At 70.7% G+C, this 25,195-nt stretch carries 24 protein-coding genes, 1 pseudogene and 1 riboswitch; of the genes and pseudogenes, 7 read left to right on the top strand and 18 right to left on the bottom strand.

What is annotated here, in order from left to right:
* Positions 1-26: 26 nt before the first annotated feature.
* On the bottom strand, positions 27-467 hold the full coding sequence (locus tag AAFF41_RS10665) for an Lrp/AsnC family transcriptional regulator (protein WP_028803629.1): 441 nt from the start codon (positions 465-467) through the stop codon (positions 27-29).
* Positions 468-734: 267 nt separating this feature from the next.
* Here AAFF41_RS10665 and AAFF41_RS10670 point away from each other — a divergent pair, with 267 nt between their 5' ends.
* Positions 735-1,172 (top strand): hypothetical protein, encoded by a 438-nt coding sequence (locus AAFF41_RS10670; RefSeq protein WP_060897780.1) that lies wholly within the window; start codon positions 735-737, stop codon positions 1,170-1,172.
* A gap of 13 nt (positions 1,173-1,185) precedes the next feature.
* On the opposite strand, the gene AAFF41_RS10675 is transcribed toward AAFF41_RS10670, so the two are convergent.
* Together AAFF41_RS10675 and AAFF41_RS10680 are read right to left on the bottom strand one after the other, a co-directional pair.
* On the bottom strand, positions 1,186-2,298 hold the full coding sequence (locus AAFF41_RS10675) for a phosphotransferase family protein (protein ID WP_319745225.1): 1,113 nt from the start codon (positions 2,296-2,298) through the stop codon (positions 1,186-1,188).
* An 11-nt stretch (positions 2,299-2,309) separates the two neighbouring features.
* Positions 2,310-3,437, bottom strand: coding sequence for an Rv3169 family protein (locus AAFF41_RS10680; protein ID WP_319745223.1), 1,128 nt, complete (start codon positions 3,435-3,437; stop codon positions 2,310-2,312).
* A 199-nt stretch (positions 3,438-3,636) separates the two neighbouring features.
* Here AAFF41_RS10680 and AAFF41_RS10685 point away from each other — a divergent pair, with 199 nt between their 5' ends.
* Positions 3,637-3,897 carry a hypothetical protein gene (locus tag AAFF41_RS10685; protein ID WP_054236261.1) on the top strand — a complete coding sequence of 87 codons (261 nt, stop codon included), beginning with the start codon at positions 3,637-3,639 and terminating at the stop codon, positions 3,895-3,897.
* Here the strand turns inward: AAFF41_RS10685 and AAFF41_RS10690 are convergent.
* Positions 3,860-5,053 carry an acyl-CoA dehydrogenase family protein gene (locus AAFF41_RS10690; protein ID WP_319745221.1) on the bottom strand — a complete coding sequence of 398 codons (1,194 nt, stop codon included), beginning with the start codon at positions 5,051-5,053 and terminating at the stop codon, positions 3,860-3,862. The genes AAFF41_RS10685 and AAFF41_RS10690 overlap by 38 nt on opposite strands.
* 351 nt (positions 5,054-5,404) lie before the next feature.
* Between AAFF41_RS10690 and AAFF41_RS10695 the strand changes: the two genes are divergently transcribed.
* Entirely contained in the window at positions 5,405-6,640 is a 1,236-nt protein-coding gene (locus AAFF41_RS10695; protein ID WP_319745219.1) for a glycoside hydrolase family 18 protein, read from the top strand.
* A 51-nt stretch (positions 6,641-6,691) separates the two neighbouring features.
* On the opposite strand, the gene AAFF41_RS10700 is transcribed toward AAFF41_RS10695, so the two are convergent.
* Positions 6,692-7,351, bottom strand: coding sequence for a TetR/AcrR family transcriptional regulator (locus AAFF41_RS10700; RefSeq protein WP_319745216.1), 660 nt, complete (start codon positions 7,349-7,351; stop codon positions 6,692-6,694).
* Between the two features lie 171 nt (positions 7,352-7,522).
* The gene (locus tag AAFF41_RS10705; protein ID WP_107096575.1) at positions 7,523-7,669 is read right to left on the bottom strand and encodes an SCO1431 family membrane protein; all 147 of its coding nucleotides are present in this window, start codon (positions 7,667-7,669) and stop codon (positions 7,523-7,525) included.
* A gap of 247 nt (positions 7,670-7,916) precedes the next feature.
* Here AAFF41_RS10705 and AAFF41_RS10710 point away from each other — a divergent pair, with 247 nt between their 5' ends.
* A complete protein-coding gene (locus AAFF41_RS10710) occupies positions 7,917-9,416 on the top strand; it encodes a M1 family metallopeptidase (protein ID WP_343323889.1) in 1,500 nt (499 codons plus the stop codon).
* Between the two features lie 79 nt (positions 9,417-9,495).
* On the opposite strand, the gene AAFF41_RS10715 is transcribed toward AAFF41_RS10710, so the two are convergent.
* Positions 9,496-10,854, bottom strand: coding sequence for a peptidase C39 family protein (locus AAFF41_RS10715; protein WP_319745212.1), 1,359 nt, complete (start codon positions 10,852-10,854; stop codon positions 9,496-9,498).
* A 206-nt stretch (positions 10,855-11,060) separates the two neighbouring features.
* Between AAFF41_RS10715 and AAFF41_RS10720 the strand changes: the two genes are divergently transcribed.
* Positions 11,061-11,714, top strand: a complete 654-nt coding sequence (locus AAFF41_RS10720) for a uridine kinase family protein (RefSeq protein WP_343323890.1) — start codon at positions 11,061-11,063, stop codon at positions 11,712-11,714.
* A 435-nt stretch (positions 11,715-12,149) separates the two neighbouring features.
* A complete protein-coding gene (locus AAFF41_RS10725; protein ID WP_319745208.1) occupies positions 12,150-14,015 on the top strand; it encodes an AAA family ATPase in 1,866 nt (621 codons plus the stop codon).
* 100 nt (positions 14,016-14,115) lie between these two features.
* Here the strand turns inward: AAFF41_RS10725 and AAFF41_RS10730 are convergent, their stop codons facing one another.
* The 10 genes and pseudogenes from AAFF41_RS10730 to AAFF41_RS10775 form a co-directional block, all read right to left on the bottom strand.
* A complete protein-coding gene (locus AAFF41_RS10730; protein ID WP_319745207.1) occupies positions 14,116-15,213 on the bottom strand; it encodes a hemolysin family protein in 1,098 nt (365 codons plus the stop codon).
* Positions 15,210-16,544: a hemolysin family protein gene (locus AAFF41_RS10735; RefSeq protein ID WP_319745205.1), complete on the bottom strand. Its 1,335-nt coding sequence runs from the start codon at positions 16,542-16,544 to the stop codon at positions 15,210-15,212. The genes AAFF41_RS10730 and AAFF41_RS10735 overlap by 4 nt, the downstream gene beginning before the upstream one ends.
* A 203-nt stretch (positions 16,545-16,747) precedes the next feature.
* A pseudogene (locus AAFF41_RS10740) lies at positions 16,748-17,202 on the bottom strand (PH domain-containing protein).
* A 17-nt stretch (positions 17,203-17,219) separates the two neighbouring features.
* Positions 17,220-18,077 (bottom strand): ATP phosphoribosyltransferase, encoded by an 858-nt coding sequence (gene hisG / locus AAFF41_RS10745; RefSeq protein WP_319745201.1) that lies wholly within the window; start codon positions 18,075-18,077, stop codon positions 17,220-17,222.
* A 57-nt stretch (positions 18,078-18,134) separates the two neighbouring features.
* A complete protein-coding gene (locus tag AAFF41_RS10750) occupies positions 18,135-18,407 on the bottom strand; it encodes a phosphoribosyl-ATP diphosphatase (RefSeq protein WP_343323891.1) in 273 nt (90 codons plus the stop codon).
* 34 nt (positions 18,408-18,441) lie between these two features.
* Positions 18,442-18,927 carry a 6,7-dimethyl-8-ribityllumazine synthase gene (gene ribH / locus AAFF41_RS10755; protein ID WP_067366149.1) on the bottom strand — a complete coding sequence of 162 codons (486 nt, stop codon included), beginning with the start codon at positions 18,925-18,927 and terminating at the stop codon, positions 18,442-18,444.
* 22 nt (positions 18,928-18,949) lie between these two features.
* On the bottom strand, positions 18,950-20,248 hold the full coding sequence (locus AAFF41_RS10760; RefSeq protein ID WP_343323892.1) for a bifunctional 3,4-dihydroxy-2-butanone-4-phosphate synthase/GTP cyclohydrolase II: 1,299 nt from the start codon (positions 20,246-20,248) through the stop codon (positions 18,950-18,952).
* Positions 20,245-20,889: a nicotinamide riboside transporter PnuC gene (pnuC, locus tag AAFF41_RS10765; protein ID WP_319745196.1), complete on the bottom strand. Its 645-nt coding sequence runs from the start codon at positions 20,887-20,889 to the stop codon at positions 20,245-20,247. Before pnuC ends, AAFF41_RS10760 begins: the two co-directional genes overlap by 4 nt.
* Positions 20,886-21,521, bottom strand: coding sequence for a riboflavin synthase (locus AAFF41_RS10770; protein WP_343323893.1), 636 nt, complete (start codon positions 21,519-21,521; stop codon positions 20,886-20,888). Before AAFF41_RS10770 ends, pnuC begins: the two co-directional genes overlap by 4 nt.
* Positions 21,522-21,674: 153 nt before the next feature.
* Positions 21,675-21,805: riboswitch (FMN riboswitch) on the bottom strand.
* A 380-nt stretch (positions 21,806-22,185) separates the two neighbouring features.
* On the bottom strand, positions 22,186-23,406 hold the full coding sequence (locus AAFF41_RS10775) for an ROK family transcriptional regulator (protein ID WP_319745191.1): 1,221 nt from the start codon (positions 23,404-23,406) through the stop codon (positions 22,186-22,188).
* A 120-nt stretch (positions 23,407-23,526) separates the two neighbouring features.
* On the opposite strand from AAFF41_RS10775, the gene AAFF41_RS10780 reads away from it, so the two are divergent.
* Entirely contained in the window at positions 23,527-24,738 is a 1,212-nt protein-coding gene (locus tag AAFF41_RS10780) for an MFS transporter (protein ID WP_343323894.1), read from the top strand.
* On the opposite strand, the gene AAFF41_RS10785 is transcribed toward AAFF41_RS10780, so the two are convergent.
* Positions 24,698-25,159 carry an acyl-CoA thioesterase gene (locus AAFF41_RS10785; protein ID WP_343323895.1) on the bottom strand — a complete coding sequence of 154 codons (462 nt, stop codon included), beginning with the start codon at positions 25,157-25,159 and terminating at the stop codon, positions 24,698-24,700. The two genes, AAFF41_RS10780 and AAFF41_RS10785, sit on opposite strands and share 41 nt — an antisense overlap.
* Positions 25,160-25,195: the final 36 nt, after the last annotated feature.

Raw genomic sequence — 25,195 nt, forward strand, 5'->3', positions numbered from 1 at the left:
CGGTGTCCGGTCGGTCCCCGGGTGGGTCAGATGCGGGGCGGGCGCGCCTCGTACGGCGTCGACAGCACCACGGTCGTGCGGGTCGACACGCCTGCCAGGGTGCGCAGGCGGGCGAGGAGCTCCTCCAGTTCGTGCGGGGTCGAGACCCGCACCTTCAGGATGTAGTTCTCGTCGCCCGCGACGCTGTGGCAGGCCTCGATCTCGGGCACGTCGGCCAGGCGTTCCGCGATGTCGTCGGGGGCGCTCGGGTCGAACGGTTTCACCGAGATGAAGGCGGTCATGGGCAGCCCGACGGCCTCGGGGTCCACGACCGCGGCATAGCCGCGGATGACACCGCGTTGTTCGAGCCGGCGCACCCGCTGGTGCACGGCGGACGTGGACAGGCCCGTGGCCTTGCCCAGGTCTGTGTAACTCATCCGCCCGTCTGCGACGAGCAGCTGCACGATCTGTCGGTCCAGCTCCTCCATGACGCAAGAACCTACAGGGCCCTTGATCTCGTCGGATACCTCAGCGGCGCAGGTCATACCCGCTTTGTGATGTGGCAGAGTGCTGACGGTGAACCGCCTGGTGGACAAATCCACCGCGCCGGGCACCTGCGGGCGGCATGTGACGAACGACACAGTGCCGCAACCGGGTCCGTGATGTTCTCGTGATTACCGCAGAGACGGGACGGGAAATGCTTGCTGTGGTCGAGGCCGCAGCGCCTTGTCGGCCCACCCGAGGGGGAGAATCCCATGCAGAGTCTTAAGCGCCCTGGTCGTCCCGCATCCAGGCGGCCCAAGCTGGTCGTCGAACCCGAGCCGGAGGGCGTCGAACCCGACGCCGTCGACGGTGAGGAGTTCGACGCCTACGACACCTTCGAGATGTACCGGGTGATCTGCCCGGACTGCGCCCAGCCCATCGCGCTCCTGGCGGACGAGGAGAGCCTGCCCGAGCACGCGCTGTGCGCCTCGCCGTGGAACCCGTTCGGGCTGACGGTCTGCGCCGGCACGGGCCGTGCGGCGGGCGACGCCCGCCCCGCCGACGAGTCGGTGGAGCCTCAGGAGCAGGACACCGCCCTCCTGTTGACGCTCCCTCAGGGACTCGACTGGCGGACGCAGCCGTTCTCGCACGTCGGCGGCCCGGCCTCGCGCCCGATGCGGGTCCCCGAGATGGGCGGCCAGGCGGCCTGACCGGCCCTCGCGTTCAGCGACCGGCAGCCGGTCCCTCCCAGTAACTGCCCTGCACCATGGCTCGCAGGCTGCCGTGGTGCAGGATCAGTGTGTCCGGGTCCGGCGGTACGGCGACCTCGCCGAAGTGCACCTGACGGTAGGCGACGCGCAGCATGACGATCGCGTGCCGCAGTGCCGCGTACAGTGTGTGGAAGTCCATGTCCCGGGGTGTGTGGCCGGTGAGTTCGGCATAGCACCGCTCGACGCGGTCACGGCGCAAAAAGTCGGGCAGTCCGCGCTGGCCGAAGCTCGCCGTCAGGTCCTGGAAGAAGCGGTGCAGGTAGACGGTCCAGCCGAGGTCGACCTCGCGTGGGGCGAGGGCCGCCATCTCCCAGTCGAGGACGGCCGCGGGGGCGAACCCGTCGTAGACGACGTTCCCGATGCGCGCGTCGCCCCAGCTGAGCACCGCCTCGCCCTCGTCACTCGGCCACAGCTCGTCGAGCCGGTCGAACGCGCTCTCTATCAGCGGTGAGCGGGACAGCCCGTCAATCACCCACGTGTAGTAGGCGCGCTGGGCCTCGACGTGACGACGGAGGGGGCTGCCTTCACCCGGGAGGCTCAGGAAGTCGGCTTCCGGCAGCGGGACTTGGTCGTGCAGCCGGGCGAGGAGACCCACCGAGGCCGCCTCCAGCCGTTCGCGTTCCTGGTCGCTCGCCGCGTGCAGCCAGTTCCCCTCGTACGTGTAGGGCATGACGTCCGGTGGCACGCGGCCCTCGACCCGTTCCATGACGAAGAACGGCGCGCCGAGCGGGGCGGGGTCCTCCTCCAGCCACAGCACCCGCGGCACCGGGAGGTCGGTGCGCTCGGCGACCAGTCTCATCGTGCGGTACTGGCGGGGCATGTCGTAGACGGGGAAGACGGTGTACGCCGCCGGGTCCGCCGCCAGCCTCAACGCGCAGGCGGTCAGCGGCGGTTCAGGGTGCTCGATGTCGAAGAGCAGGGTCTCGCTGGACATGCCGTTGGACTCGGGGACGGTGACGTTGGCCGCCTTGGCGCCCGGGAGGCGGGCGGTGAGCCAGGCGGTCAGCCGGCGGCCCAGTTCCTCCGGGTCGCGGGTGGTCGTGCGCGGGCGCGGTGCCGTGGCCATCTCGTTCCCCCTCAGGGCGCGACCGAGTCGAAGCCGGTGAACCCGCTCGGATCGTGGCGGCCGAACGAGCCGTGTTCGAAGATCCCGTGGCCGACCCGCCCGTCCAGCGTGCAGCGGGCCGCGTGGTCGATCACCCCGTACGCGGCGCGGTGGTGCACGGACGGGTCGGAGAGGTCGTAGGCGCGGCGGTCGGTCCAGTCGCGCCCGACCCAGGTGCCGTGCTGCCAGTCGTCGGCGGGCGGATAGCCGGCGCCGACGGCGAGCGGGGAGGAGGTGAGCACCTCCACGTCCAGCTCCATGGGCTTGCGGTCGCCCGGGCGGGTCAGGTGGATGACGGCGGACGTGGGGTGGCGGCTGCCGGGGCGGTAGGTGATGTCGGTCTGGGGCCAGCCGAGTTGCAGGTCGCGCTCCGCGTTGCGTACGAGTGTCGCGTCGTTCAGCGTCCGGTAGCCGTCGGCGTCCTCCTGGACGACGACCATCAGGAACCGGTCCTCGAACCGGACGGGGCACCACAGCCAGTGGAAGCCCTCCGTCGGGTTCTCCTGCGCGAGCCGGCCGCCCTCCTCTCCGGGGATCGGGCGCACGCCCCAGCTGCGGTCGCGGGTGCCGGTCCAGCGGCCGCGCTCCAGACGTATCTCCTCGCCGCCGATCCGGATCCAGCCCTCGCAGTGCCCCGCCTGCACGAAGCGTTTGCCCTCCAGCGTGAGCCGGCCGCCGCGCCGCTGGAGGTGGTGCGGCTCCCACAGGGCCGGGAAGTCCGCCGTCCAGGTGATTTCGTACGACAGTCCCTCAGGGTCGGCGGGATCGGCCGCGCAGCTCAGTACGAACGTTCTCAGGGGGCGCTCGACGAGGATGCGCAGCGGGCCGACGGCGAGGCGCATCCGGTCGTCCCCGAGCGCGTCCGAGGCGCGCACGGCGTGCAGGCGGTCGCCGAGTCGCAGGGTGGCGTAGGCGTCGACGACCCCGACGTTCGGATAGACGCCGAGACCCAGGATCAGCAGCGCCCGGCCCTGGTGGTCGAAAACGTGGAAGATGCAGCGGTCGTACGCGTTCCGGTCCCCGGTCGCGAGGTGCTTCATGGACAGGGGCACCTGGTGCACGGGGTACTCGTCGAGGGCAACGGGGCGGTCGTCGGGCACGGCAAGCCTCCCTGGGGGCACGGCTGTTGACGTCCCCCGGAGGGGTGCGGCCCCCGGCGGCGCCAGTTGACGGTACGTCAGATGGTGGCCCGCGGCCAGACGCCTGCACGTCGGGGCGCCCCCCGTAAGGGCCGGCCGCGAACCCACGCTCGATTACGCGGGCGGGTGACCTGCGCACTCGCCCGCGCGTTGCCCCGGTATGACCCCCACCTATGCGGCGACCGAGCGGCCTCGCCGGATCTTCGTCCCGGCTCCGGCAGAATCGGTTCGGCCGGCGGCCGCCGCGCCACCGCCCCAGGATCCCCCCATCTACCGCGCGCTGATCCGCGCCTGGGCCGAGCGCGGCCGTACGCTGCCGGGGCGCCACGACCCGGAGTGGGTCCGGCTGGTGGCGCCGCCGGTCCTGTACGGCTACGGGCAGTTCAGTGTGACTCCGGCCCCGCGAGGTGACGGGCGATGACCATCCGCTGGATCTGATTGGTGCCCTCGACGATCTGGAGGACCTTGGCCTCGCGCAGATAGCGCTCGACCGGGAAGTCCGCGGTGTAGCCGTACCCGCCGAGCACCTGGACGGCGTCCGTGGTGACCTTCATCGCCGTGTCCGTGCACAGCAGCTTCGCCATGGCGGCCTGTTTGGCGAAGGGCCGCCCCGCGTCGCGCAGCCGTGCCGCGGCCAGGTAGAGCGCCCGGCCCGCCTCGATCTGCGTCGCCATGTCCGCGAGCATGAAGCGCAGGCCCTGGAAGTCGGAGATCGGCCGGCCGAACTGTTCGCGCCCGGTCGCGTACGCGACGGCCTCGTCCAGGGCCGCCTGGGCGACGCCGATGGCGCAGGCCGCGATGCCGAGCCGGCCGGAGTCGAGCGCGGCGAGGGCGATCGCGAAGCCCTGCCCCTCGTCGCCGATGCGCCGGCCGTCGGACACCCGTACACCGTCGAAGTGGATCTGCGCGGTGGGCGAGCCCTTCATGCCCATCTTCCTCTCGGGCGGGGCGGCGCTCAGTCCCTCGGCGTGGCCGGGCACCAGGAACGCGGTGATGCCGCGCGGGCCCGCGCCGCCGCTGCGGGCGAGCACGGTGTAGAAGTCGGCGACGCCGCCGTGGGTGATCCAGGCCTTGGTGCCCGTGATCGCCCACTCTCCCCCGCTCCCGGCTTCTCCCCCGCCCGCCCGGACGGCCTTCGTCCGCAGGGAGGCGGCGTCCGAGCCGGAGGACGGCTCAGAGAGGCAGTAGGCGCCCAGGAGGCCGCCGCCGAGCATCGCAGGCAGGTACTCGGCGCGCTGTTCCTTGGTGCCGTAGTTCGCCAGGGCATGGCAGGAGAGGGTGTGCACGCTGACGCCGAGGCCGACGGTGAGACGGGCCATGGCGAGCTCTTCGAGGACCTGGAGGTAGACCTCGTACGGCTGGTCGCCGCCGCCGTACTCGGAGTCGTACGGCAGTCCGAGCAGGCCGGAATCGGAGAGCAGGCCGAAGATCTCGCGCGGGAAGCGTCCGGCGTCCTCCTCCTCGGCCGCCTTCGGGGCTATCTCGCGCTGCGCGATGTCACGGACGAGCGAGATCAGATCCCGGGCCTCGTCCGTGGGCAGTTGACGGTCCACCGGCTGCGGGGCGCGGTCGGGCATGGCGACGCTCTCCTCCCTGTCGGGCGCATCGGCGCACGCGCGCCAGGGGTGGGGCGGCGGCGCCGGGTCTCACGGCCCAGCCAATGCTGTCGTTCCTGGGTGGAGAACGGCCTGATCAGCGGCTGTGGCGCTGTGAGTATGCCCGTTCGGGGGCATCGAGTCACCAGTTGACGACCGCTGACCAAAAGTAAGGGGAACCGATCCGACCGCTCCGCCCAATTGGTCCGAACCATTGACGCACTGGTCTAGTCCTCCTACTGTTTCGTCAACGCCTCACCGCGTTCATGCCAAACAGCACGCGCAGGTCCCAGCATGCCTCCCCCACACTCCCCTCCCCCACGAGGAGAACCGATGCTCCGACCGCACCGCCCCCGCTTCCGCGCGCTCCTGTCCGCCGCCTGTTGCGCCGCCCTCGGGGCCACGCTGCTCGCCGGCGCGGGCACGGCCACCGCGACCACCGCGCCCCCCTCTGCCCAGCAGGCCGCCGGTTCCAAGGTCGTCGGCTACTTCACCGAATGGGGCGTCTACGACCGGAACTACCACGTCAAGAACGTCGAGACGTCCGGCTCGGCCGCCAAGCTCACCCACATCAACTACGCCTTCGGCAATGTCACCGGCGGCAAGTGCGCCATGGGCGACGCCTACGCGGCGACCGACAAGGCGTACACCGCCGACCAGTCGGTGGACGGGGTCGCCGACACCTGGGACCAGCCCCTGCGCGGCAACTTCAACCAGTTGCGCAAGCTGAAGAAGAAGCACCCGAACCTCAAGGTCCTCTGGTCCTTCGGCGGCTGGACCTGGTCGAGCGGTTTCGGTGAGGCCGCCAGGAACCCGGCCGCGTTCGCGCAGTCCTGCTACGACCTGGTCGAGAACTCCAAGTGGGCGGACGTCTTCGACGGCATCGACATCGACTGGGAGTACCCGAACGCCTGCGGCAACACCTGCGACAGCAGCGGCAGGGCGGCCTTCAAGAACGTGATGGCGGCGTTGCGGGCGAAGTTCGGCTCCGGCAACCTGGTCACCGCGGCGATCACCGCGGACGCCACCGCGGGCGGCAAGATCGACGCGGCGGACTACGCGGGCGCGGCGCAGTACGTCGACTGGTACAACCCGATGACGTACGACTTCTTCGGCGCCTGGGACGCGGCCGGCCCCACGGCTCCGCACTCCCCACTGAACTCGTACAGCGGTATCCCCAAGGCGGATTACCACACCTCCGCCACGATCGCGAAGCTCAAGGGCCTGGGCATCCCGGCCTCGAAGCTGCTGCTGGGCATCGGGTTCTACGGGCGCGGCTGGACCGGCGTCACCCAGGCGGCCCCCGGCGGCACGGCCACCGGACCGGCGGCGGGAACGTACGAGCAGGGCATCGACGACTACAAGGTACTGAAGGCGAAGTGCCCGGCGACGGGCACGGTCGGCGGCACGGCGTACGCCAAGTGCGGTACGAACTGGTGGAGTTACGACACCCCGTCGACCATCGCGGGGAAGATGGCCTACAAGAACCAGCAGGGCCTGGGCGGCACCTTCTTCTGGGAACTCAGCGGTGACACCACGAACGGAGAGCTGATCAAGGCGATCAACTAGCCGGTGTCGTACCTGAGTCGGGGCGGGGGTTCGGTCGCCCCCGCCCCTCGCTCAGGCCTCCCGGCGGGCCGGCTGCGGGGCCCGGTAGGTGGGGTCGAGTTCCTCGACCGCGCGCATCGCGCCGCCCAGCATCTTCACCAGCAGCTCGCGGACCGTGTCGCGCGACAGGGCCGGGTTGCCGATCCAGTCGAGGGTCGCGCCCTCGACGCTGTAGAGCCAGCCGAGCAGCGCCATACGGGGCAGCGGCGCTATCTTGCGTCTGCCGTATGCCCCTTCGGCGATGGTCTCGACGATGACCTCGCGCACGCCCTCGCGGATGGTCTGCACGTCGGTGTCGAAGCCGACTCCGCCGGTGATGATCGTGCGGTACGCGGCCTGGTTGTGCTCGGCGTAGCGCAGATAGCCGTCGATGGTGCGGTGCACCCGCTCGACCGGGGGCAGTTCGAGGCCGCTCGCCGCCCGGGAGATCAGGTCCGCGACCGAGTCCTCGACGATCGCGAGGTAATAGCCGCGCTTGGACTTGAAGTAGTAGTAGATCAGCCCTTTGGCGACATGCGCCTGGCGTGCGATGTCATCCATCGAGAGCGCGTCGTAGGACGTGTCGGCGAACAACTTCCGCCCGATGGCGATGAGTTCGGCGCGGCGCGCGAGTGAGCGATCGGTGCCGCGCGCCCGGGGGCGGTCGACGGCGCGCTGTTGACTATGATTCAATTCCAGCCCTAGTCTCCGACTGCCAGCGGGACGTTGGCAGTATGGCAGACCGGTACCACCCACTCGTTCGACTCTGATCGACCGGGCGCGGTCTTGGGGGAAACCGTCGTGTGGGCTCAGCGCGCCCCTGACGTCCGTGGGTTCAGTTCACAGCGGGGCCGCCGGTCCGGTTCACAGCAGGCCGAGCTGGGTGACGAGCATCGCGAGGACCACGACGAAGGTCCAGCCCGCGACGTGTTCGAGGATCTTGGGGCCGTCGTCCTTGGGACCGCCGGTGCGGGCGCGGAGTCGGGTGGCGGTGGCGGAGCTCGCGGTCATGGTTTCTCGCTGACGTAGTGGTGCGGTGACATCCCCCGCCCTCACGCCGGCTCCCCACCGACCCGACCACCTTGCCACCGGAACGGGTTTCAGCGGTAGAGACCTGGGTCACCCCGGACACCTCGAACCCCTCGACGGGACACGCCGGACACTTCGACCACCTTCGAATACCTCGCCTTTCGGCAACGATGCGTCAGGGGTGTGGGTCTCCTCACAGGACAGTGGTCAGCCAACCGAAAGGTCCTCGATGAGCACGTTCCGGACGCCTCGCCGCAGAGCCCGCCTCGCTCTGGCGGCGGCGATCACGGTGGCAGCCGCCTTGACGGGGCCGGTCTCGCACGCCGCCGGCTCCCCGTCCGCCCCCACGTCCCCGTCCGCCGCGCCCTCCCCGGGTGCGCCGGGCCTCGGCGACCCGATCTTCCCGCTCGACGGCAACGGCGGCTACAAGGTGAACCGCTACCTCCTCGACTTCGACTGGCAGGCACCCAGGACGCCCTTCGAGGCCGCCACGACGGTCAAGGCGACCGCCACCCAGGCCCTGTCCCGCTTCGACCTGGACTTCGCGGGCAACACCCTGCACACGGTGACTGTGGACGGGACGACCGCCACGGCCGTGCGCGACGGCGACGAGCTGGTGATCACCCCGGCGAAGCCGCTCGCCAAGGGCAAGCCCTTCACGGTCAAGGTCACCTACACCGCCGACCCGACCCAGACACGGCACCGCGACGACGCCATCGAGGACTACGGCTGGATCCCCACTCCGGACGGCACGGTGCTGTACCCGCAGCCCAACGGTGCCAAGATGATCTTCCCGTCGAACGACCACCCGAGTCAGCGCGCCCCGATCACCTTCCGCATCACCACTCCGCCGGGCCTCACGGCCGTCGCGGGCGGCGAACTCACCGGCCGCGCCGAGCAGGCGGACGGGCGCGTGACGTGGACGTACGACTCCGAACAACCCCTCGCCACCCAGCTCGCCCAGCTGGCGATCGGCAGGTTCACCTTCGTCGACAGCACCGGTCCGCACGGGCTGCCGATCCGCGATGTGGTCCCGGACGACCTGGTCACCTCGACCGAGCAGTACCGCAAGCTCACGGCCGACCACATCGCGTGGCTGGAGGAGCGGCTCGGCCCCTTCCCCTTCAACCGCTACGGCCTCCTCGTCGGTGACACCGACCTGGGCGTGGCCCTGGAGACACAGACGCTCTCCCTGATCCCGAAGGCCGACCTGCTCGGCGACCGGGTCGGCGCCGAGCGCAACCTGGTGCACGAGCTCACCCACCAGTGGACCGGCGACAGCGTCGGCATCAAGAGCTGGTCCGACCTGTGGCTGAGCGAGGGCCACGCCCGCTTCTACGAGCGGCTGTACTCGCAGGCGCACGGGGGCGACAGCTTCGAGGCCACGATGAAGACGGCGTACGCGAGCCACGACCAGTGGCGCCACGACTACGGCGCCCCCGCCGAACCGACCGAACCGAACCTCTTCAAGCGGATGCGGTACGACGGCTCGACGCTCGTCCTGTACGCGTTGCGCGAGAAGGTCGGCCAGGAGACGTTCGGGAGGATCGAGCGGGCCTGGGTCACCGAGTACCGCGGAAAGATCGCCAGTACCCAGGACTACGTCGACCTGGCGTCCAAGGTCGCGGGCCAGGACCTCGACGGTTTCCTGCACCCGTGGCTCTACGGCGCCAGGACCCCGCCGATGCCCCATCACCCCGACTGGGTGGTCGACCCGGTCCAGGGCTGAGGACCCCAGGGTTGAGGGGCCCAAGGCCGAGGGCCCAAGGCCGAGGGAGGGGGCGGCACCACGGGGGTCGCCCCCTCGCTCAACGGACTCCGACCGCCTTGAGCGCCTCGATCTGCCCCGCCGAGGGATTCGCCGGGAAGTACAGGTAGCAGACCCCGCCCGTACCGGAGACGACGTTCCCGGAGGCGTTGTACCTCTTGGTACGGAGCCAGATGTTCTCCCACTCGCGCCGCTTGTAGACGCGGCGCACGGCGTCGTCGCCCGGCGAGGCGGGGTCGTTGGCGATCACATCGCCGCCCGCGGTGAATCCGATGACGGTCATGAGGTGGCCCGAGGTCCCGTACCCCGCCCCCGTCAGCTCGGACTTCAGGAACGACTGGGACGTTATGGCCGGGATGCCGGCGGCGATCAGCGTCTCCAGGTCGGTGAGCGAGCGGAGGCGGGTGACCACCCCCTGGAGGTCCTTGTACGTCGCCGCGTACGCCGCGTTGAAGGGCCAGTTGCCGCAGCCGCCGTACTGGTAGTCGTAGGTGAAGCGGGCCGCGTGGCAGACCTGCGGGTCGGCGAAGGCCGGGTCGACCCAGGCGAGTTGCTCCGCCGTGGGCCTGCGCCCCCAGTACTCGATGATCATCTGCGAGGAGGTGGGGCTGCACCAGGCCTCGCCGCCGTTGTCGTACTCGGGGTACTGGCCCGCGTGGATCTCCTGGGAGTAGCGCGGGACCGTCAACTCCTTCGCGAGCCCGGGAGTGGAGGCCGGGACGGTGAAGCGGTCGGGGATGTCGGAGCCCATCGCGCCGAGCCGCCACACGGTGGGCGTGAGCCCGGAGCCGGGGGTGCGGTACAGGGTCAGACGGAGCCGGTACGAGACGAGGCGCAGGCCCGAGGCCGCGTCGTCGATCGAGAAGGTGTCCGTCGAGATACTGCTCTTGCCGTCCTTCTGGTTGTCCACGGAGGTCCGCTTGATGTCCTGGTCGCCGGCCGCCCAGCGGCCCATCACGTACCAGGGCGTGGCCTTGCCGTCGGAGTACGTGCCCGTGAGCTCGACCTGGAGCCAGGTGCCCGCCGGGGTGTGCGCGTTCCAGGAGGCGATGGCCTCGGTGGCGGGGACGGCGAGCCGGTGGACCGGGGAGGTCCAGGTCGCGTACTCCCAGGTCGCGGTCTTTCCGGTGTGCGGGTCGGTGTAGTCCGCGGTGCCGGCCGGGGTCGCGATCACCAGGCCGGCACGGGCGGCGTCGAGGGCCCGCGTGCCCTTCGCGGTGCCGGTCCGCCAGTCGGCGTACGAGGTCCAGGCCCGGTTGTCCACGAGGCCCGGACCCGCGTGCCCCCGCGCCGCCCCGGCCGGCGTGGCCGCGGCCGCGGTGCCCGCGGTACCGATCGCCGCCGCGGCGACCGCCACGGCCAGCAGGGCTCTGCGGGACGGCTCTGAAGCTCTGGTCATGGGTGGGGACCCCCCGTTCGTCCGGAAGCGGCGGCTCCCCACTATGGACGGTGGAAGGCGGCTCCTGCCAGCACTTCGGCCTGTGCCGCGCCCACCAATATTGGTCGGAACCACTGGCATGACCTGCGACGCCTCGGTTCCGGCGGGCGCGCCGGCCGCCACTAGAGTGGTCCCCGTACAGGGGTGCGTGTGCCCGCCGGGCGGACGTGCCCGCGTCTCACCGCACCTCGGGAACCGTCATTCGCGACCTCGCCGCGCGCCTGCGCGCCCTGCCGCCCTCCTGCGGACCCGTCCGCCTGATCGGTGTCGACGGGCACGCGGGCTCCGGGAAGACCACCTTCGCCGGACGGCTGGCCGCGGCACTCGGCGACGCGCCCATGCTGCACCTCGACGACATCGCGACGCACGAGGAGCTGTTCGGCTGGACCCGGCGGCTGCTGGGCCAGGTGGTCGAGCCGCTGAGCCGGGGCGAGACGGCGCGCTACGTCCCGTACGACTGGAGCGCCCGCGCCTTCGGTCCGGCCCGCGAACTGCCGCCCGCGCCCGTGATCCTGCTGGAGGGGGTCGGCGCCGGCCGCCGGGCGCTGCGCCCGTATCTCGCGCGGCTGCTGTGGATGGAACTGGCGCGCGACGAGGCCTGGACACGAGGGCGGCGACGGGACGGCGAGGCGCAGAGCGCGTTCTGGGCCGGGTGGGTCGCCGCCGAGCGTCAGCACTTCGTCGAGGATCCCTCAAAACCCTTCGCCGATCTTCTGGTGCGGCAGTGTTCTGAGGGATACGAGGTGTTTTCGGGACCCACTGAGACCGTTGGACCGGACCAGCCCCTCACTCACGGTGACGGATCATCCGCAATGTGCTGAACTTGTGAAGAGCCTTGCGAGGGAAGTTCCCTCGGTGCCTCAACTCGGCTTGACCCGGGGGCCGTACAGGACTTACGTTCTGAATGTGCGGTCTCTCGAAGCCGCCCGCAGTCGCGAAGCCCCCGGTTGTTCCCCGTGATCGGGGGCTTCGTTCTGCCCACACCCTCTCTTTTCGGGCGCTCCGCGCCGCGATTCGCTCACCCTCGGTCACCGAGTCAAGTGCGCCCCGTCTGCTCCCACCTCGTGGAACGGGAGCGTGCGGCACCCTTCGGCACGCCCATGAACCGCAGGTACGATGCCTCTCGGTGCGACCTTCGGACGGCTGCTCTACGCACCGGTGCAACTCCCGTCCGCGGCACAGGGGTTCGACCAAAGCTGCCGACGGGCACCGGCCCGTTCGGAGAAGCATCGGGGGCACGGTTTGTGGGGGACGTGATGGACTTCGGCATGCAGGGCCCGGAGGCCCCGGCCGACCTCGCCTGGATGCGAGGTGTGGACGCCTACACCATGGGCGCCTATCCGCAGGCGGAGGAGGAGTTCCGTACCGCGGTCCGGATGGACCCGGGCATGGCGGACGGCTGGCTCGGACTGCACGCGCTGCGGGTGGACACGACGACCGCGCTGCTGCGGATGTTCCGGCACCGGGACCGCTTCGGTGAGCAGCGCTCGCGCCACCGGCGCACGCTCAACTCCTGGTACTGGCTGGGCTGGTGGGTGCAGCCGGTACTGGAGAGCCCGCGCGATCTGCTGCTCGCGCACGCCTCGCACTGGCTGGACGGCCGCCATGTGCCCGAGCTGGACCGGGCGCTCGCGGGGCTGCCGCCGGTCGACGCCGATCATCAGGTGCGGTTTCTGCACGCCTGCCGGGCCTATCTGGTCAAGGACTGGGAGCAGCTGGTCCGGCACACGGATCCGCTGATCGACGACCCCATGCTGGGCATAGAGGCCGGCCTCTTCGGCGGCATGGCCCGGGTCCGCCTGGAGATGTTCGGCCAGGCGGAGCCGCTCCTGTCCTCCGCGCTGATGCGCTGCCGCAGCGAGCAGCCCCAGCGCAAGGAGCTGCGGTACTGGCTCGCGCGGGCCCACGAGGGCACCGGGCGGTCGGCCGCCGCGCTGCCTCTGTACCGGGCGGTGCACCGCGTCGACCCGGCCTTCATGGACACCTCGGCCCGATTGGCCGCGATCTCCGAGGGCGACGGCTACGACGATGCCGCGGCCGACCTCGCGGCGATCACCCTCGCCGGGGTCGGGCAGGACGTCATGGACGGCCCCGACGGAATCGATCCCCTCTTCGGCGTCGAGGGCCGCGACCTGAAGCTCTCGGAGCCCGATCCTCTCCCGCCGGGCGCGTTGCCGCCGGAGACCGACGTGGTGCGCGAGAAGGCCGTGGTGCCGGTGCAACCGTTGCCGGCCGGGCCGACCGACGCCGCCTTACTTGACGAAGCGCTCGCCGAACTGGAGCGCATGGTGGGGCTGGAGCCGGTGAAGCGCCAGGTCAAGGCGTTGTCGGCGCAGCTGAACATGGCGCGGCTGCGGGCCGGACAGGGCCTGCCCGTCCAGCCGCCGAAGCGTCATTTCGTCTTCTCCGGCCCCTCGGGCACCGGCAAGACCACGGTGGCTCGCATTCTCGGACGGGTCTTCTACGCGCTCGGCCTGCTCGGCGGTGACCACCTCGTGGAGGCACAGCGGGCGGACCTCGTGGGCGAGTATCTGGGCCAGACCGCCGTCAAGGCCAACGAGCTGATCGACTCGGCGATCGGCGGGGTCCTCTTCGTGGACGAGGCGTACGCGCTGTCGAACTCGGGCTACGGCAAGGGGGACGCGTACGGGGACGAGGCGCTGCAGGTGCTCCTGAAGCGGGCCGAGGACAACCGCGACCACCTCGTGGTCATCCTCGCCGGCTACCCGGAGGGCATGGACCGGCTCCTGGCCGCCAACCCCGGCCTCTCCTCCCGCTTCACCACCCGGGTCGACTTCCCCTCCTACCGCCCCCTGGAACTCACCTCCATCGGTGAGGTGCTCGCCGCCGAGAACGGTGACATCTGGGACGAGGAGGCGCTCGACGAGCTCCGCTCCATCGCCGGGCACGTGGTCGACCAGGGCTGGATCGACGAACTCGGCAACGGCCGGTTCCTGCGCACCCTGTACGAGAAGAGCTGCGCGTACCGGGACCTGCGTCTCTCCGGTTACCCGAACACGCCCTCCCGCGACGATTTGTCGACACTCCGGCTGCCGGACCTCATGCAGGCGTACGGGGAGGTGCTGTCGGGCCGGGGCCCCCAGGACCCTTCGGCGATGTGACCGACGGTCCTCGTCCTCGAACGCGGGATGCACCGAGGCTCTCCGGGGCGCGGCCGGTCCGGGGGTGTGGGGAGCCGCGCGAGCGGCTCCCCACCCGGTGTCAGGTTGCCAGGGCCTGCTCGGGGGTCTCGCTGAGGCGGGGTTCCTTCAGCGGCGTGGCCACAGCGGCGGCGCCGACGTCCCGATGGGCCGGGTCGCGTACCTCGCCCACCAGGAGCTCCAGGACGTCCTCCAGCGCGACAAGGCCCAGAACCTTCCCCGACGCGTCCGCGACCTGCGCGAGGTGCGTGGCGGCGCGGCGCATCACGGTCAGGGCGTCGTCCAGCGGGAGTTCGGAGCTCAGGGTGGTCATGTGTCGCCACAGGTGCTGGGGAACCGCCCGTTCGGACTCCTCCAGGTCGAGTACGTCCTTCACATGCAGATAGCCCATGAAGACGCCGTTCTCCGCGACCACCGGGAACCGGGAGTACCCGGTGCGGGCGGTGAGCGCGACGACCTGGCCGGGGGTGACGGAGGGGCCGACGGTGACCAGGGAGCCGTGGTCCAGGAGGACGTCGGTGACCGGTCGGGAGCCCAGTTCCAGGGCGTCTTCGAGGCGTTCCTGCTCCTTGGGGTCCAGCAGGCCCGCCTGACCTGAGTCCTCGACGAGCCGGTTGAGCTGCTCGCTCGTGAAGACCGCCTCGACCTCGTCCTTCGGTTCGACCCGGAAGAGTTTCAGGATGAGGCGGGCGCAGGCGCCCAGGGCGACGGTGACGGGACGGCACAGGCGCGCGAAGGCCACCAGGCCGGGGCTCAGCCACAGCGCCGTCTTCTCGGGCGCGGCCATCGCCAGGTTCTTCGGGACCATCTCGCCGATGACGAGGTGGAAGAAGACGACGAGGGCGAGCGCGATGACGTATCCGAGGGGGTGGATCACCCCCTCGGGGAGGTGCACCGCCTCGAAGACGGGCTCGAGCAGATGCGCCACCGTCGGTTCGGCCACCGCGCCGAGCGTCAACGAGCAGATGGTGATGCCGAACTGGGCCGCCGCCATCATCTGCGGCAGCCGCTCCAGGCCGTACAGGACCTGGCGGGCCCGCGCGGACCCGAGCGGTTCGATCTGACTGCGCCGTACGGAGACGAGCGCGAACTCGGCGCCGACGAAGAACCCGTTGGCGAGCACCAGCAACACGGCGAACAGGAGTTGGAGCACGCTCATCGGACGGCCTCCGGCGCGGCAACCGCGTCGGCGGTCCTGACCAGCCGGACCCGTTCGGCCCGGTAGTGCCCGACCTGGCGTACCGAGAGACGCCAGCCGGGCAGTTCGGCCTTGTCGCCGGGGGCCGGGATCCGGCCGAGCAGATCGGCGACGAGGCCCGCGACGGTCTCGTACGGGCCCTCGGGCACGTCGAGGCCTATGCGCTGCAGGATGTCGACCCGACAGCTGCCGTCGGCGTCCCAGGCGGGCCGCCCGTCCTCGGACGGCACGGCGGCGAGCTCCGGCAGGTCCTTGGCGTCGTGCTCGTCGCGGACCTCGCCGACGAGTTCCTCGACGATGTCCTCCAGGGTGACCACGCCCGCCGTACCGCCGTACTCGTCGACGACGACGGCGATCGGCTGCTGGTTGCGCAGCTGCTCCAGCAGGGGCTGCACGGGAAGGGTCTCCGGGACCAGCAGCGGGGCCTGGGCGATCCGGCCGACAGGGGTGCGCAGCCGGTCCTGGGAGGGAATCGCCAGGGCGTCCTTGAGGTGCGCCATGCCGACGATCTCGTCGATCCGCTCCCGGTAGACGGGGAAACGGGAGAGGCCGGTGGCGCGGGTGAGGTTGACGACGTCCTCGGCCGTGGCGGAGGACTGGAGCGCGCTGACCCGAACCCGCGGGGTCATGACGTGCTGCGCGGTCAGGTCGGCGAGCGAGATGGTCCGTACGAAGAGATCCGCGGTGTCCTGCTCCAGGGCGCCGGCCTGGGCCGAGTGCCGGGCCAGGGAGACGAGCTCGCCGGGGGTGCGGGCGGAGGCCAGCTCCTCGGCGGGTTCGACACCCAGGGCCCGTACGAGCCGGTTGGCGACGGTGTTGAGCGCGGCGATCACCGGCCGGAAGAGGCGGGAGAAGACGTGCTGCGGGCCCGCGACGAAGCGGGCGACCTGAAGCGGCTTGGAGACCGCCCAGTTCTTGGGCACGAGTTCGCCGATCACCATCTGCACGGCCGCGGCGAGCAGCATGCCGACCACGACGGCGACACCGGACACGGCGCCCTCGGGCAGTCCGATCGCGGTGAAGGGTCCGTGCAGCAGTTCGGCGAGCGCGGGTTCGGCGAGCATGCCGACGACGAGCGAGGTGATGGTGATGCCGAGCTGGGTGCCGGAGAGCTGGAAGGACAGCTCCTTGAGCGATTCGACGACCGTACCGGCCCGTCGGTCGCCTTCGGCCGCCGCCTTCTCGGCGTCGGGCCGCTCGACCGTGACGAGGCCGAACTCGGCCGCCACGAAGAAGCCGTTGGCGAGGATCAGCAGGAACGCCGCCCCAAGGAGCAGCAGGGGGATGGTCATGATGCCGCCGCCTCGATATGTCGGGAGGGGGCGGCGCAGGTACTACAGGACGATCCGTCCATCGCTGGAGGGAGTCACTCCTCGGGTAGCAGGGGGCCTCTGAGTCACCAGGTGGAAAATCAGCGGCGGAGGCGCAACGAAAACGCCTCCGCCAACAGATTAATCAAGACATGGGCCCGTACGGCAGGGTGGAAGGCCGAGAGTCAGCCGTGATGTTGCTCCGGGTCGCCGATGGAGCGGGCCTCTGCGAGCGCGCGCAGGGCGCGGGCGTCCTGGATCGCGCGCTGTTTCGCGATGCCCGGCTGGATGCCGAGCACGGGCAGGCTGGTGCCGTCGCTGAGGTTGAGGAACACCCAGGGGTCGCCGGGGCGCAGGTTGACCTGGAGGATCTCCGCCCACTCGAGGTGTCGCCTGCTGGTGATGTTCACCACGGTGACGCCGGTCTCGTCGGCGACGACCTTGGGCCGCGAGAGCATCAGCAGGACACCGAAGAGCAGCGCGCCGATGAAGACGAAGCTGAGCTTCTCCCCGGGCTGAGCTGTTCGAGGAGCATCGCGACCGTCGCTATGACGACGAAGATCGCGACGCCCGCGGTGAGCAGCACGGCCCGGGTGAGGGACGGCCGGAACGTGACGGGGAGCGTGGGAAGGTCGGGCATGGCTTCGGTCGGGGTCCTCAGAGGCGGCAGGCGTGGATGGCCGTGGTCAGGATGGCCCGCGCGCCGAGCGCGTAGAGGTCGTCCATGATCTGCTGGGCCTCCTTGGCGGGCACCATGGCACGGACGGCGACCCAGCCCTCGTTGTGCAGCGGGGAGATGGTCGGCGACTCCAGGCCGGGCGTGAGCGCGACGGCCTTCTCCAGGTGCTCGGCGCGGCAGTCGTAGTCCATCATCACGTACGTACGTGCGACCAGGACGCCCTGGAGCCGACGCAGGAACTGCTGCACCTTGGGCTCGGCGTCCTCGGAGGTGTCGGCCCCGACCCGGCGGATGACGACGGCCTCGGACTTCATGATCGGGTCGCCGAAGACCTCGAGGCCCGCGTTGCGCAGCGAGGTTCCGGTCTCGACGACGTCCGCGATGACCTCGGCGACACCGAGTTCGATCGCGGTCTCGACGGCGCCGTCGAGGTGGACGACGGAGGCGTCGATGCCGCCGTCGGCGAGGTGCTTGGCCACGATGCCCTCGTAGGAGGTGGCGACCGTCATGCCGCCGAGGTCCTCGATGCCCTTGGCGGTGCCGGGCTTGGTGGCGAAGCGGAACGTCGAGCGGGCGAAGCCGAGCGGGAGGATCTCCTCCGCGTTGGCGCCCGAGTCGATGAGCAGGTCGCGGCCGGTGATGCCGATGTCGAGACGGCCGGAGGAGACGTAGATCGCGATGTCGCGGGGGCGGAGGTAGAAGAACTCGACCTCGTTGCCCGGGTCGACGATGCGCAGTTCCTTGGACTCCCGGCGCTGCTGGTAGCCGGCCTCATGCAGCATCTCCGCCGCAGGGCCTGACAGGGAACCCTTGTTGGGGACGGCGATGCGCAGCATGAGGTCGGCTTCCTTCGTTCGTGCGTACGATACGTACGGGATTGCGGGGTTTACGGCTCAGAGGTGGGCGTACACGTCGTCGAGGGAGATCCCGCGCGCCACCATCATCACCTGAACGTGGTAGAGGAGCTGCGAGATCTCCTCGGCGGCGGCGTCCTTGCCCTCGTACTCGGCGGCCATCCAGACCTCGGCGGCCTCTTCGACGACCTTCTTGCCGATGGCGTGGACGCCCTTGCCGACCAGTTCGGCGGTGCGCGAAGTGGTGGGATCGCCGGTGGCGGCCTTGTGCTGGAGCTCGGCGAAGAGCTCCTCGAACGTCTTCTTGGACATGATGCTGCCCACCCTACGCGCTACCGCCCCTGCCTCAGTGCCAGGGTTCGGATACTGAGCGCAGTGTGGCCGCGGTCGCCACGGCGGCCGTCACCGCCTCGTGTCCCTTGTCCTCGTTGGAGCCCTCGATGCCCGCACGGTCGAGAGCCTGCTCCTCGGTGTCGCAGGTCAGCACGCCGAAGCCGATGGGGACGCCGGTGTCGATGGAGACCTGGGTGAGGCCCTGGGTGACACCCTGGCACACGTATTCGAAATGCGGGGTACCGCCGCGGATGACGACGCCGAGCGCGACGATCGCGTCGTAGCCGCGGCCCGCGAGGACCTTGGCGACGACCGGCAGCTCGAAGCTGCCGGGGACCCTGAGCAGGGTCGGCTCGTCGATCCCGAGCTCGTGCAGGGCGCGCAGCGCGCCGTTGACGAGGCCGTCCATCACCTTTTCGTGCCACTGTGCCGCGATGACCGCGACCCGCAGGTCGCCGCAGTTGCGTACGGACAGTTCAGGTGCACCCTTGCCGCTCACGTCTCTCCTCAGTGCTTTCTTGTTACTGGTTGCCGCAGGCGGACACGGTGGCCGTGTCGAGCCAGGGCAGGTCGTGACCCATCCGGTCCCGCTTGGTGCGCAGGTAGCGGAGGTTGTGCTCGCCCGCCTGTACGGGCATCGGCTCCCGGCGCGTGACCTTGAGGCCGTGCCGGACCAGGGCGTCGGTCTTGTCGGGGTTGTTGGTCAGCAGGCGCAGGCTGTGGACGCCGAGGTCCTGAAGGATCTGCGCGCTCGCGCCGTAGTCCCGGGCGTCGGCGGGCAGGCCGAGTTCCAGGTTGGCGTCGAGGGTGTCGCGGCCGCGCTCCTGGAGCTCGTAGGCGCGCAGCTTGGACAACAGGCCGATGCCGCGCCCCTCGTGCCCACGCAGGTAGACCACGACGCCCCGGCCCTCGGCCTGGACGCGCTCCATGGAGGTCTGGAGCTGGGGACCGCAGTCGCAGCGCAGCGAGTGGAAGATGTCGCCGGTCAGGCACTCGGAGTGGACTCGGACGAGGACGTCGTCGCCGTCGCCGATCTCGCCGTGCACCAGGGCGACGTGCTCGACGCCGTCGACGGTGGAGCGGTAGCCGTACGCCGTGAACTCGCCGAAGGTGGTGGGCAGTTGCGTCTTGGCCTCGCGGCGGACGGTGGGCTCCGCGGTACGGCGGTAGGCGATCAGGTCCTCGATGGAGATGATCGTCAGACCGTGCTTGCGGGCGAACGGGATCAGCTCGGGCAGACGGAGCATGCGTCCGTCCTCCCCGGCGATCTCGACGATCGCGCCGGCCGGGCGCAGTCCCGCGAGCCGGGCGAGGTCGACGGCGGCCTCGGTGTGGCCGTTGCGGACGAGGACACCGCCGGGCTTGGCGCGCAGCGGGAAGATGTGGCCGGGGCGCACGAAGTCGCCCGCCTCGGCCGCGCCGCCGGCCAGCAGCCGCAGTGTGGTGGCGCGGTCGGCCGCGGAGATGCCGGTGGACACGCCGTGGGCGGCGGAGGCGTCCACCGAGACGGTGAACGCGGTCTTCATCGACTCGGTGTTGTTCTCGACCATTTGGGGGAGCTGGAGGCGGTCGAGTTCGTCGCCCTCCATGGGCGCGCAGATCAGCCCACGGCACTCGCTCATCATGAAGGCGATGATCTCGGGGGTCGCCTTCTCGGCGGCGATGACGAGGTCGCCCTCGTTCTCCCGGTCCTCGTCGTCGACGACCACGATCGGTCGGCCCGCCGCGATGTCGGCGATGGCCTTCTCGACCGGGTCGAGCGCGAAGTCCGAAGCATCTTCATCGTGCCCCGTGCTGTACCAAACGGGTGCCGTGGTCATGCGGGGGCTCCTTCCAGGACGGGCTGCCCGGCCTTGCGGGAGCGCAGCCACCAGTCGCGCATGCCCGACAGGACGAGCGCGCCGTAGACGACGTAGACGAAACCGGAGAAGGCGTAGCCGTTGGCGAAGTTGAGCGGGACGCCCACCACGTCGACCAGCAGCCAGGCGAACCAGAACTCGACCATGCCGCGGGCCTGCGCGTACATGGCGACGATCGTGCCGACGAAGATGTACGCGTCCGGCCAGGGGTCCCAGGACAGGGTCGGGTACGCGTGGAACAGACCGCTGACCGCCAGCGTGCCGACGGCGGCGGCGCCCACCATGTAGGCGCGCTCGCGCCAGGTGGCGAACCGAACGGAGATGTGGCCGCCCCGGCCCTCCGCCCTGCCGCGGTTCCACTGCCACCAGCCCCACAGGGCAACGACGATGACCACGACCTGCTTTCCGGCGCTGCCGGAGAGATGGCCGCTGGCGAAGGCCGCGAAGAGGACGACGCCGGACAGGAGTTGTACGGGCCAGCTCCATATGGAGCGCAGCCAGCCGAGTGCGAGGCCGATCAGACCGATGATGTTGCCGATCATGTCCGACCACTTGATGTGCTGTCCGAGGAGCGTGAACGCCTCGGAGTTCAGCCAGTTCACCGACCGCTCCCCTGGGTGTCGGGCAGCGCGACCGGCTGCTCACCACGGGCGCCGAGCAGTCGCTCGACGTACTTGGCGATGACGTCCACCTCGAGGTTGACCGGGTCGCCGGCCTGCTTGCGGCCGAGCGTGGTCAGGTCGAGGGTGGTGGGGATGAGGCTGACGGTGAAGAAGTCCGGGCCCGCGTCGACCACCGTCAGGCTGATGCCGTCGACGGTGATGGAGCCCTTCTCGACCACGTAGCGGGAGAGGTCCGCGGGGAGGGAGATCTTCACGATCTCCCAGTTCTCGGACGGCTTGCGCTCGATGACCGTGCCCGTGCCGTCGACGTGGCCCTGGACGATGTGGCCGCCGAGGCGCTCGCCCACGGCCATCGGGCGTTCCAGGTTGACGCGGGATCCGACGGTCAGGGCGCCGAGGCTGGAGCGGTCCAGGGTTTCGGCCATGACGTCGGCGGTGAATTCCTCGCCTTCGTGTTCGACGACCGTGAGACAGACGCCGTTCACGGCGATGGAGTCGCCGTGCTGTGCGCCCTGCGTGACGACGGGGCCACGCAGACGGAAACGGGAGGCGTCGTCGAGAATTTCGACGGCGGTGACCTCACCCAGCTCTTCGACGATTCCGGTGAACACTTCCCGGGTCCTCCTGCCTCATGGGGCACGGACTCCGGGGCCTGTCGATGACGACAGAATGAGCGGACTGCGACACCGGGAGCGAGCCGCATGGGGCGACACGTCCCGAAGGACGCGCCGAAACAAACGGCAGCGCGCACGAATGCCCGCCCGCCGCGCACTGCCTCCCATCCGGACTTTAACCGTCGGTCCAGGAATTCCACCTGGTCAACCGGCCGCTGGAAGCGACCGGGTCGCGGACTATAACCGCCGGTTCGGACTTTCACCGACCCCGGAGTGCGCTGCTTCTGGTACAGCATCAGTGTGCCACGTCTGATCCACGTCCATGCGGGCGAACGTCTGTGGGGTGCCTCACAGGTCGTCCGGATGGACTTCTCCGGCGCATCGCGAGAGGTCAACTCCCGCGAGAATCCTCACGCTTGGCGCGATCGCCCATGGGTCCGTACCCATTGACCACCTTGGTCTAGTCCTCTTAAGGTCCATGATCAATGGTTTGCCGAAGCCGAGGCGTCGCACTCGCCCCTTGAGCGACCCGGCGGCGGTGACGGAGGCCCTTGCCCCGCCGCCGGGTCTCCCCATCCGGGGAGTCTTGGGCTGCGGGCGCGTGGGGCTGATCGCGCGGTTCCCCGCGCCCCTCGCGCGGGGCGCGCGTCTTCAGGCCGGGTTACCGGGAGCGCGGCGCGAAGAGGTCGTCCTGGGCTGATTCTCGGGCGGTCAGGAGGGCTCCGCGGAGTACCGCGCCGCCACCCAGCGCGCTCGCGCGTACCTCGACCGGCAGCGGGGACATCAGGGCGAGTCGCTCGCCGACCCGCGCGGCCAGCACCTCCCCGCCCACCTGCCCCACCTCACCGCCGAGCACCACGCACCCGGGGTCGAGAACGGCCACCACGGACGCCGCGCCGATGGCGAGGCGGTCGGCGAGGGCGGAGAGGAAGCGGTCGGCTCCGGAGAAAGCCGAAGGGGAAGGGGAGAGGGAGGGAGGGGAAAGGTTCGCCACCGCTTGCCTCACCAGCGCAGCCGCCTCCGGTTCGCCGGGCGACACCGCTGTCGCCACCAACCCGTGGCCAGCCGCGAGTTCCGCGATCGCGGCGGACCCCGCCAGGGAGTGGAACCCGCCCTCGCAGTCCGTCGCCGAGGGCAGCGTCGACGTGCCCGGTACCGGCAGGAAGCCGATCTCGCCCGTGCCGCCGGACGCCCCACGACGGAGTCTGCCGTCGAGGACGACGGCCGCACCGGTGCCGTGGCCGAGCCAGAGCAGGACGAACGTGTCGCGATCGCGGGCGGCGCCGTCACGCTGCTCCGCGAGGGCGGCGAGGTTCGTCTCGTTCTCGACGATCACGCGGGCGGGCAGCCGTTCCTGGAGGGCGGCGACCAGGCGGCGGTGCCACTCGGGCAGGCCGGAGGAGTCGCGGAGTTCGCCGGTGGCGGGGTCGATGAGACCGGGGGCTCCGACGCCGACCGTGTGCAGGCGCTCCGCCCCGGCCTCCTTGGCCGCGCGTTCGACCAGCGTGACCGCCTGCTCGACGGCGGGCCCGGTGCCGGTGTCGTCCGCGATCGGCACCGACGCCCGGGCCAGTTCCCTGCCGAGGAGATCGGAGACGACGACCGAGACGCCCTCGGTGCGGACGTCGAGGGCGGCGAGATGGGCCCGGTCGGCGACGATCCCGTGAAGACGGGCGTTGGGGCCGCGGCGCTGTTCCCCCGACTCCCCCACCACCTCGATCAGTCCGGCGGCCGTGAGGCGTTCGACGAGGTCGGCGACGGTGGGCCGGGACAGTCCGGTGAGCTGCTTCAACTGCCCTGCCGTCAGGGGGCCTTCCTGCTGGAGCAGGCGCAGCGCGACGCGGTCGTTGATGGCCCGGGCGGTGCTCGGTGATGCGGGCATGCCGGGATCCTCCCAGATCAGTCGCTCAGTCGGTGGCCAGTACATCATCTATCTATCAGGCAGGGTTCCTGATAGTTTACGGCGGCATCGCGGGGAGCGAAGCCTGGAGGGGCGGGAAAGATGGGTTACATGGTCTACGACCTGCGTGACGTGAAGCGGGCGCGGTACGCCGTGGCCGCCGTCTTCGCGGTGCACGGAGCGGTGACGGGCTCGTTCGCCACCCGTGTCCCCTGGATCCAGGACCACGCGTCCGTCAGCACCGGCCAGCTCGGACTGGCCCTCGCGTTCCCGGCGATCGGGGCCTCCGTCGCGATGCCGCTGGCGGGCCGGATCAGCCACCGCTTCGGCGCCCGTACCGCGCTGCGCGGGCTGCTGTCCCTGTGGACGCTGTCGCTGATCCTCCCGTCCCTCGCGCCGAACATCTACACGCTGTGCCCGGCCCTCTTCGTCTACGGCGCGTCGGCGGGCATGGCGGACGTGGCCATGAACGCGCTCGGCGTCGAGATCGAGAGCCGTCTCGGAAAGTCGATCATGTCGGGGCTGCACGGCATGTGGAGCGCGGGCGCCCTGGTCGGCTCGGCGGGCGGCACCCTCGCCGCGCACCTCGGCTCGGATGCGCGCCTGCACCACGCACTGGCGGCCGGGGTCCTGACGGTCCTGGGTCTCACCGCCTGCCAGTGGGTCCTCGACCTGCGACCGGCCGAGGACGAGGCCCCGCCGCCGCGCTTCGCGCTGCCACCGAAGTCCGCCCTGCTCATCGGCGCGATCGGCTTCTGCGCGGTGTTCTCCGAGGGCGCCAGCCTGGACTGGTCGGCGGTCTATCTCAAGGACGAACTGGGCAGCTCGGCCGGTCTCGCGGCGGCGTCGACGACCGGGTTCATGCTGACCATGGCGCTGGCCCGGCTCGCCGGCGACGCGGTGGTGAATCGGTTCGGCGCGGTGCGCACGGTGCGGGCCGGCGGCGGTCTCGCCGTGCTCGGCGGGCTGCTCGTCGTCGTCGCGGACCACCCCGCCGTGGCGATGAGCGGCTTCGCCCTGATGGGTCTCGGCATCGCGGTCGTCGTCCCGCTCTGCTTCGCGGCGGCGGGGCACAGCGGCCCCAACCCCAGTCAGGCCATCGCGGGCGTCGCCACCATCACGTACACCTCCGGCCTGGTCGCGCCGAGTGCGATCGGCACGCTGGCGCAGGCGACGAGCCTGGTGGTGTCGTTCGGGCTGGTCACGGTGCTGGCGTGCGGCCTTGCCGCGTTCGCGGGGGTGCTGCGCGCGGGTGAGCGCGACCGGCCCAAGGTCAGTCCCGCGCCCGCAGCAGTTCCCGACCCACGGCCCTGAAGCGGTCGCTCCAGGACGTGGGACGCAGCGTCGCGGCGTCGAGCCTGACGAGGACCCGCGTGCCGTGCGCGTACGTGAGCGCGCCGCCGGCCGAGCAGAAGCGGAATCCGTACGTCAGTCCGGTGTTCCCCAGGCGCTCCAGCCAGAGGTGGACGGCGTACTCGCCGGGGCGGTTGATCGGGGCCTCGTAGCTGATCCGCAGCTCCTTGACGGCGTTGCAGAAGTCGCCCGCCGCCTCCCAGTCGCCCTCGAAGGCGAGGAAGCCCTGGTCGTTCCACAGGGCGGTCCAGGCGCGTTCGACCATGACCGGGTAGCGGGCGTTGTGGAGCAGGCCGAGTGCGTCCAGGTCGTCGAAGTGGACGGTGACGGGGAGGAGCCGCCCGTAGGAGAGGGCGGGGGCTGCGGGCGCTTCGGCGGTCACGGGCGGGGCTCCTGAGGGTGCCGGTGGGGACGGTGG

This window comes from Streptomyces mirabilis, from assembly GCF_039503195.1.
GTDB lineage: Bacteria > Actinomycetota > Actinomycetes > Streptomycetales > Streptomycetaceae > Streptomyces > Streptomyces mirabilis_D.

What these genes read in the sequence shown, in the direction of transcription:
- AAFF41_RS10705 (WP_107096575.1), bottom strand. Translation starts at nt 7,669, where the DNA reads ATGACCGCGAGCTCCGCCACCGCCACCCGACTCCGCGCCCGCACCGGC.
- AAFF41_RS10685 (WP_054236261.1), top strand. Translation starts at nt 3,637, where the DNA reads ATGACCCCCACCTATGCGGCGACCGAGCGGCCTCGCCGGATCTTCGTC.
- AAFF41_RS10710 (WP_343323889.1), top strand. Translation starts at nt 7,917, where the DNA reads ATGAGCACGTTCCGGACGCCTCGCCGCAGAGCCCGCCTCGCTCTGGCG.
- AAFF41_RS10725 (WP_319745208.1), top strand. Translation starts at nt 12,150, where the DNA reads ATGGACTTCGGCATGCAGGGCCCGGAGGCCCCGGCCGACCTCGCCTGG.
- AAFF41_RS10670 (WP_060897780.1), top strand. Translation starts at nt 735, where the DNA reads ATGCAGAGTCTTAAGCGCCCTGGTCGTCCCGCATCCAGGCGGCCCAAG.
- AAFF41_RS10715 (WP_319745212.1), bottom strand. Translation starts at nt 10,854, where the DNA reads ATGACCAGAGCTTCAGAGCCGTCCCGCAGAGCCCTGCTGGCCGTGGCG.
- hisG (WP_319745201.1), bottom strand. Translation starts at nt 18,077, where the DNA reads ATGCTGCGCATCGCCGTCCCCAACAAGGGTTCCCTGTCAGGCCCTGCG.
- AAFF41_RS10750 (WP_343323891.1), bottom strand. Translation starts at nt 18,407, where the DNA reads ATGTCCAAGAAGACGTTCGAGGAGCTCTTCGCCGAGCTCCAGCACAAG.
- AAFF41_RS10665 (WP_028803629.1), bottom strand. Translation starts at nt 467, where the DNA reads ATGGAGGAGCTGGACCGACAGATCGTGCAGCTGCTCGTCGCAGACGGG.
- AAFF41_RS10675 (WP_319745225.1), bottom strand. Translation starts at nt 2,298, where the DNA reads ATGGCCACGGCACCGCGCCCGCGCACGACCACCCGCGACCCGGAGGAA.
- AAFF41_RS10760 (WP_343323892.1), bottom strand. Translation starts at nt 20,248, where the DNA reads ATGACCACGGCACCCGTTTGGTACAGCACGGGGCACGATGAAGATGCT.
- AAFF41_RS10690 (WP_319745221.1), bottom strand. Translation starts at nt 5,053, where the DNA reads ATGCCCGACCGCGCCCCGCAGCCGGTGGACCGTCAACTGCCCACGGAC.
- AAFF41_RS10695 (WP_319745219.1), top strand. Translation starts at nt 5,405, where the DNA reads ATGCTCCGACCGCACCGCCCCCGCTTCCGCGCGCTCCTGTCCGCCGCC.
- AAFF41_RS10730 (WP_319745207.1), bottom strand. Translation starts at nt 15,213, where the DNA reads ATGAGCGTGCTCCAACTCCTGTTCGCCGTGTTGCTGGTGCTCGCCAAC.
- AAFF41_RS10780 (WP_343323894.1), top strand. Translation starts at nt 23,527, where the DNA reads ATGGGTTACATGGTCTACGACCTGCGTGACGTGAAGCGGGCGCGGTAC.
- AAFF41_RS10735 (WP_319745205.1), bottom strand. Translation starts at nt 16,544, where the DNA reads ATGACCATCCCCCTGCTGCTCCTTGGGGCGGCGTTCCTGCTGATCCTC.
- AAFF41_RS10775 (WP_319745191.1), bottom strand. Translation starts at nt 23,406, where the DNA reads ATGCCCGCATCACCGAGCACCGCCCGGGCCATCAACGACCGCGTCGCG.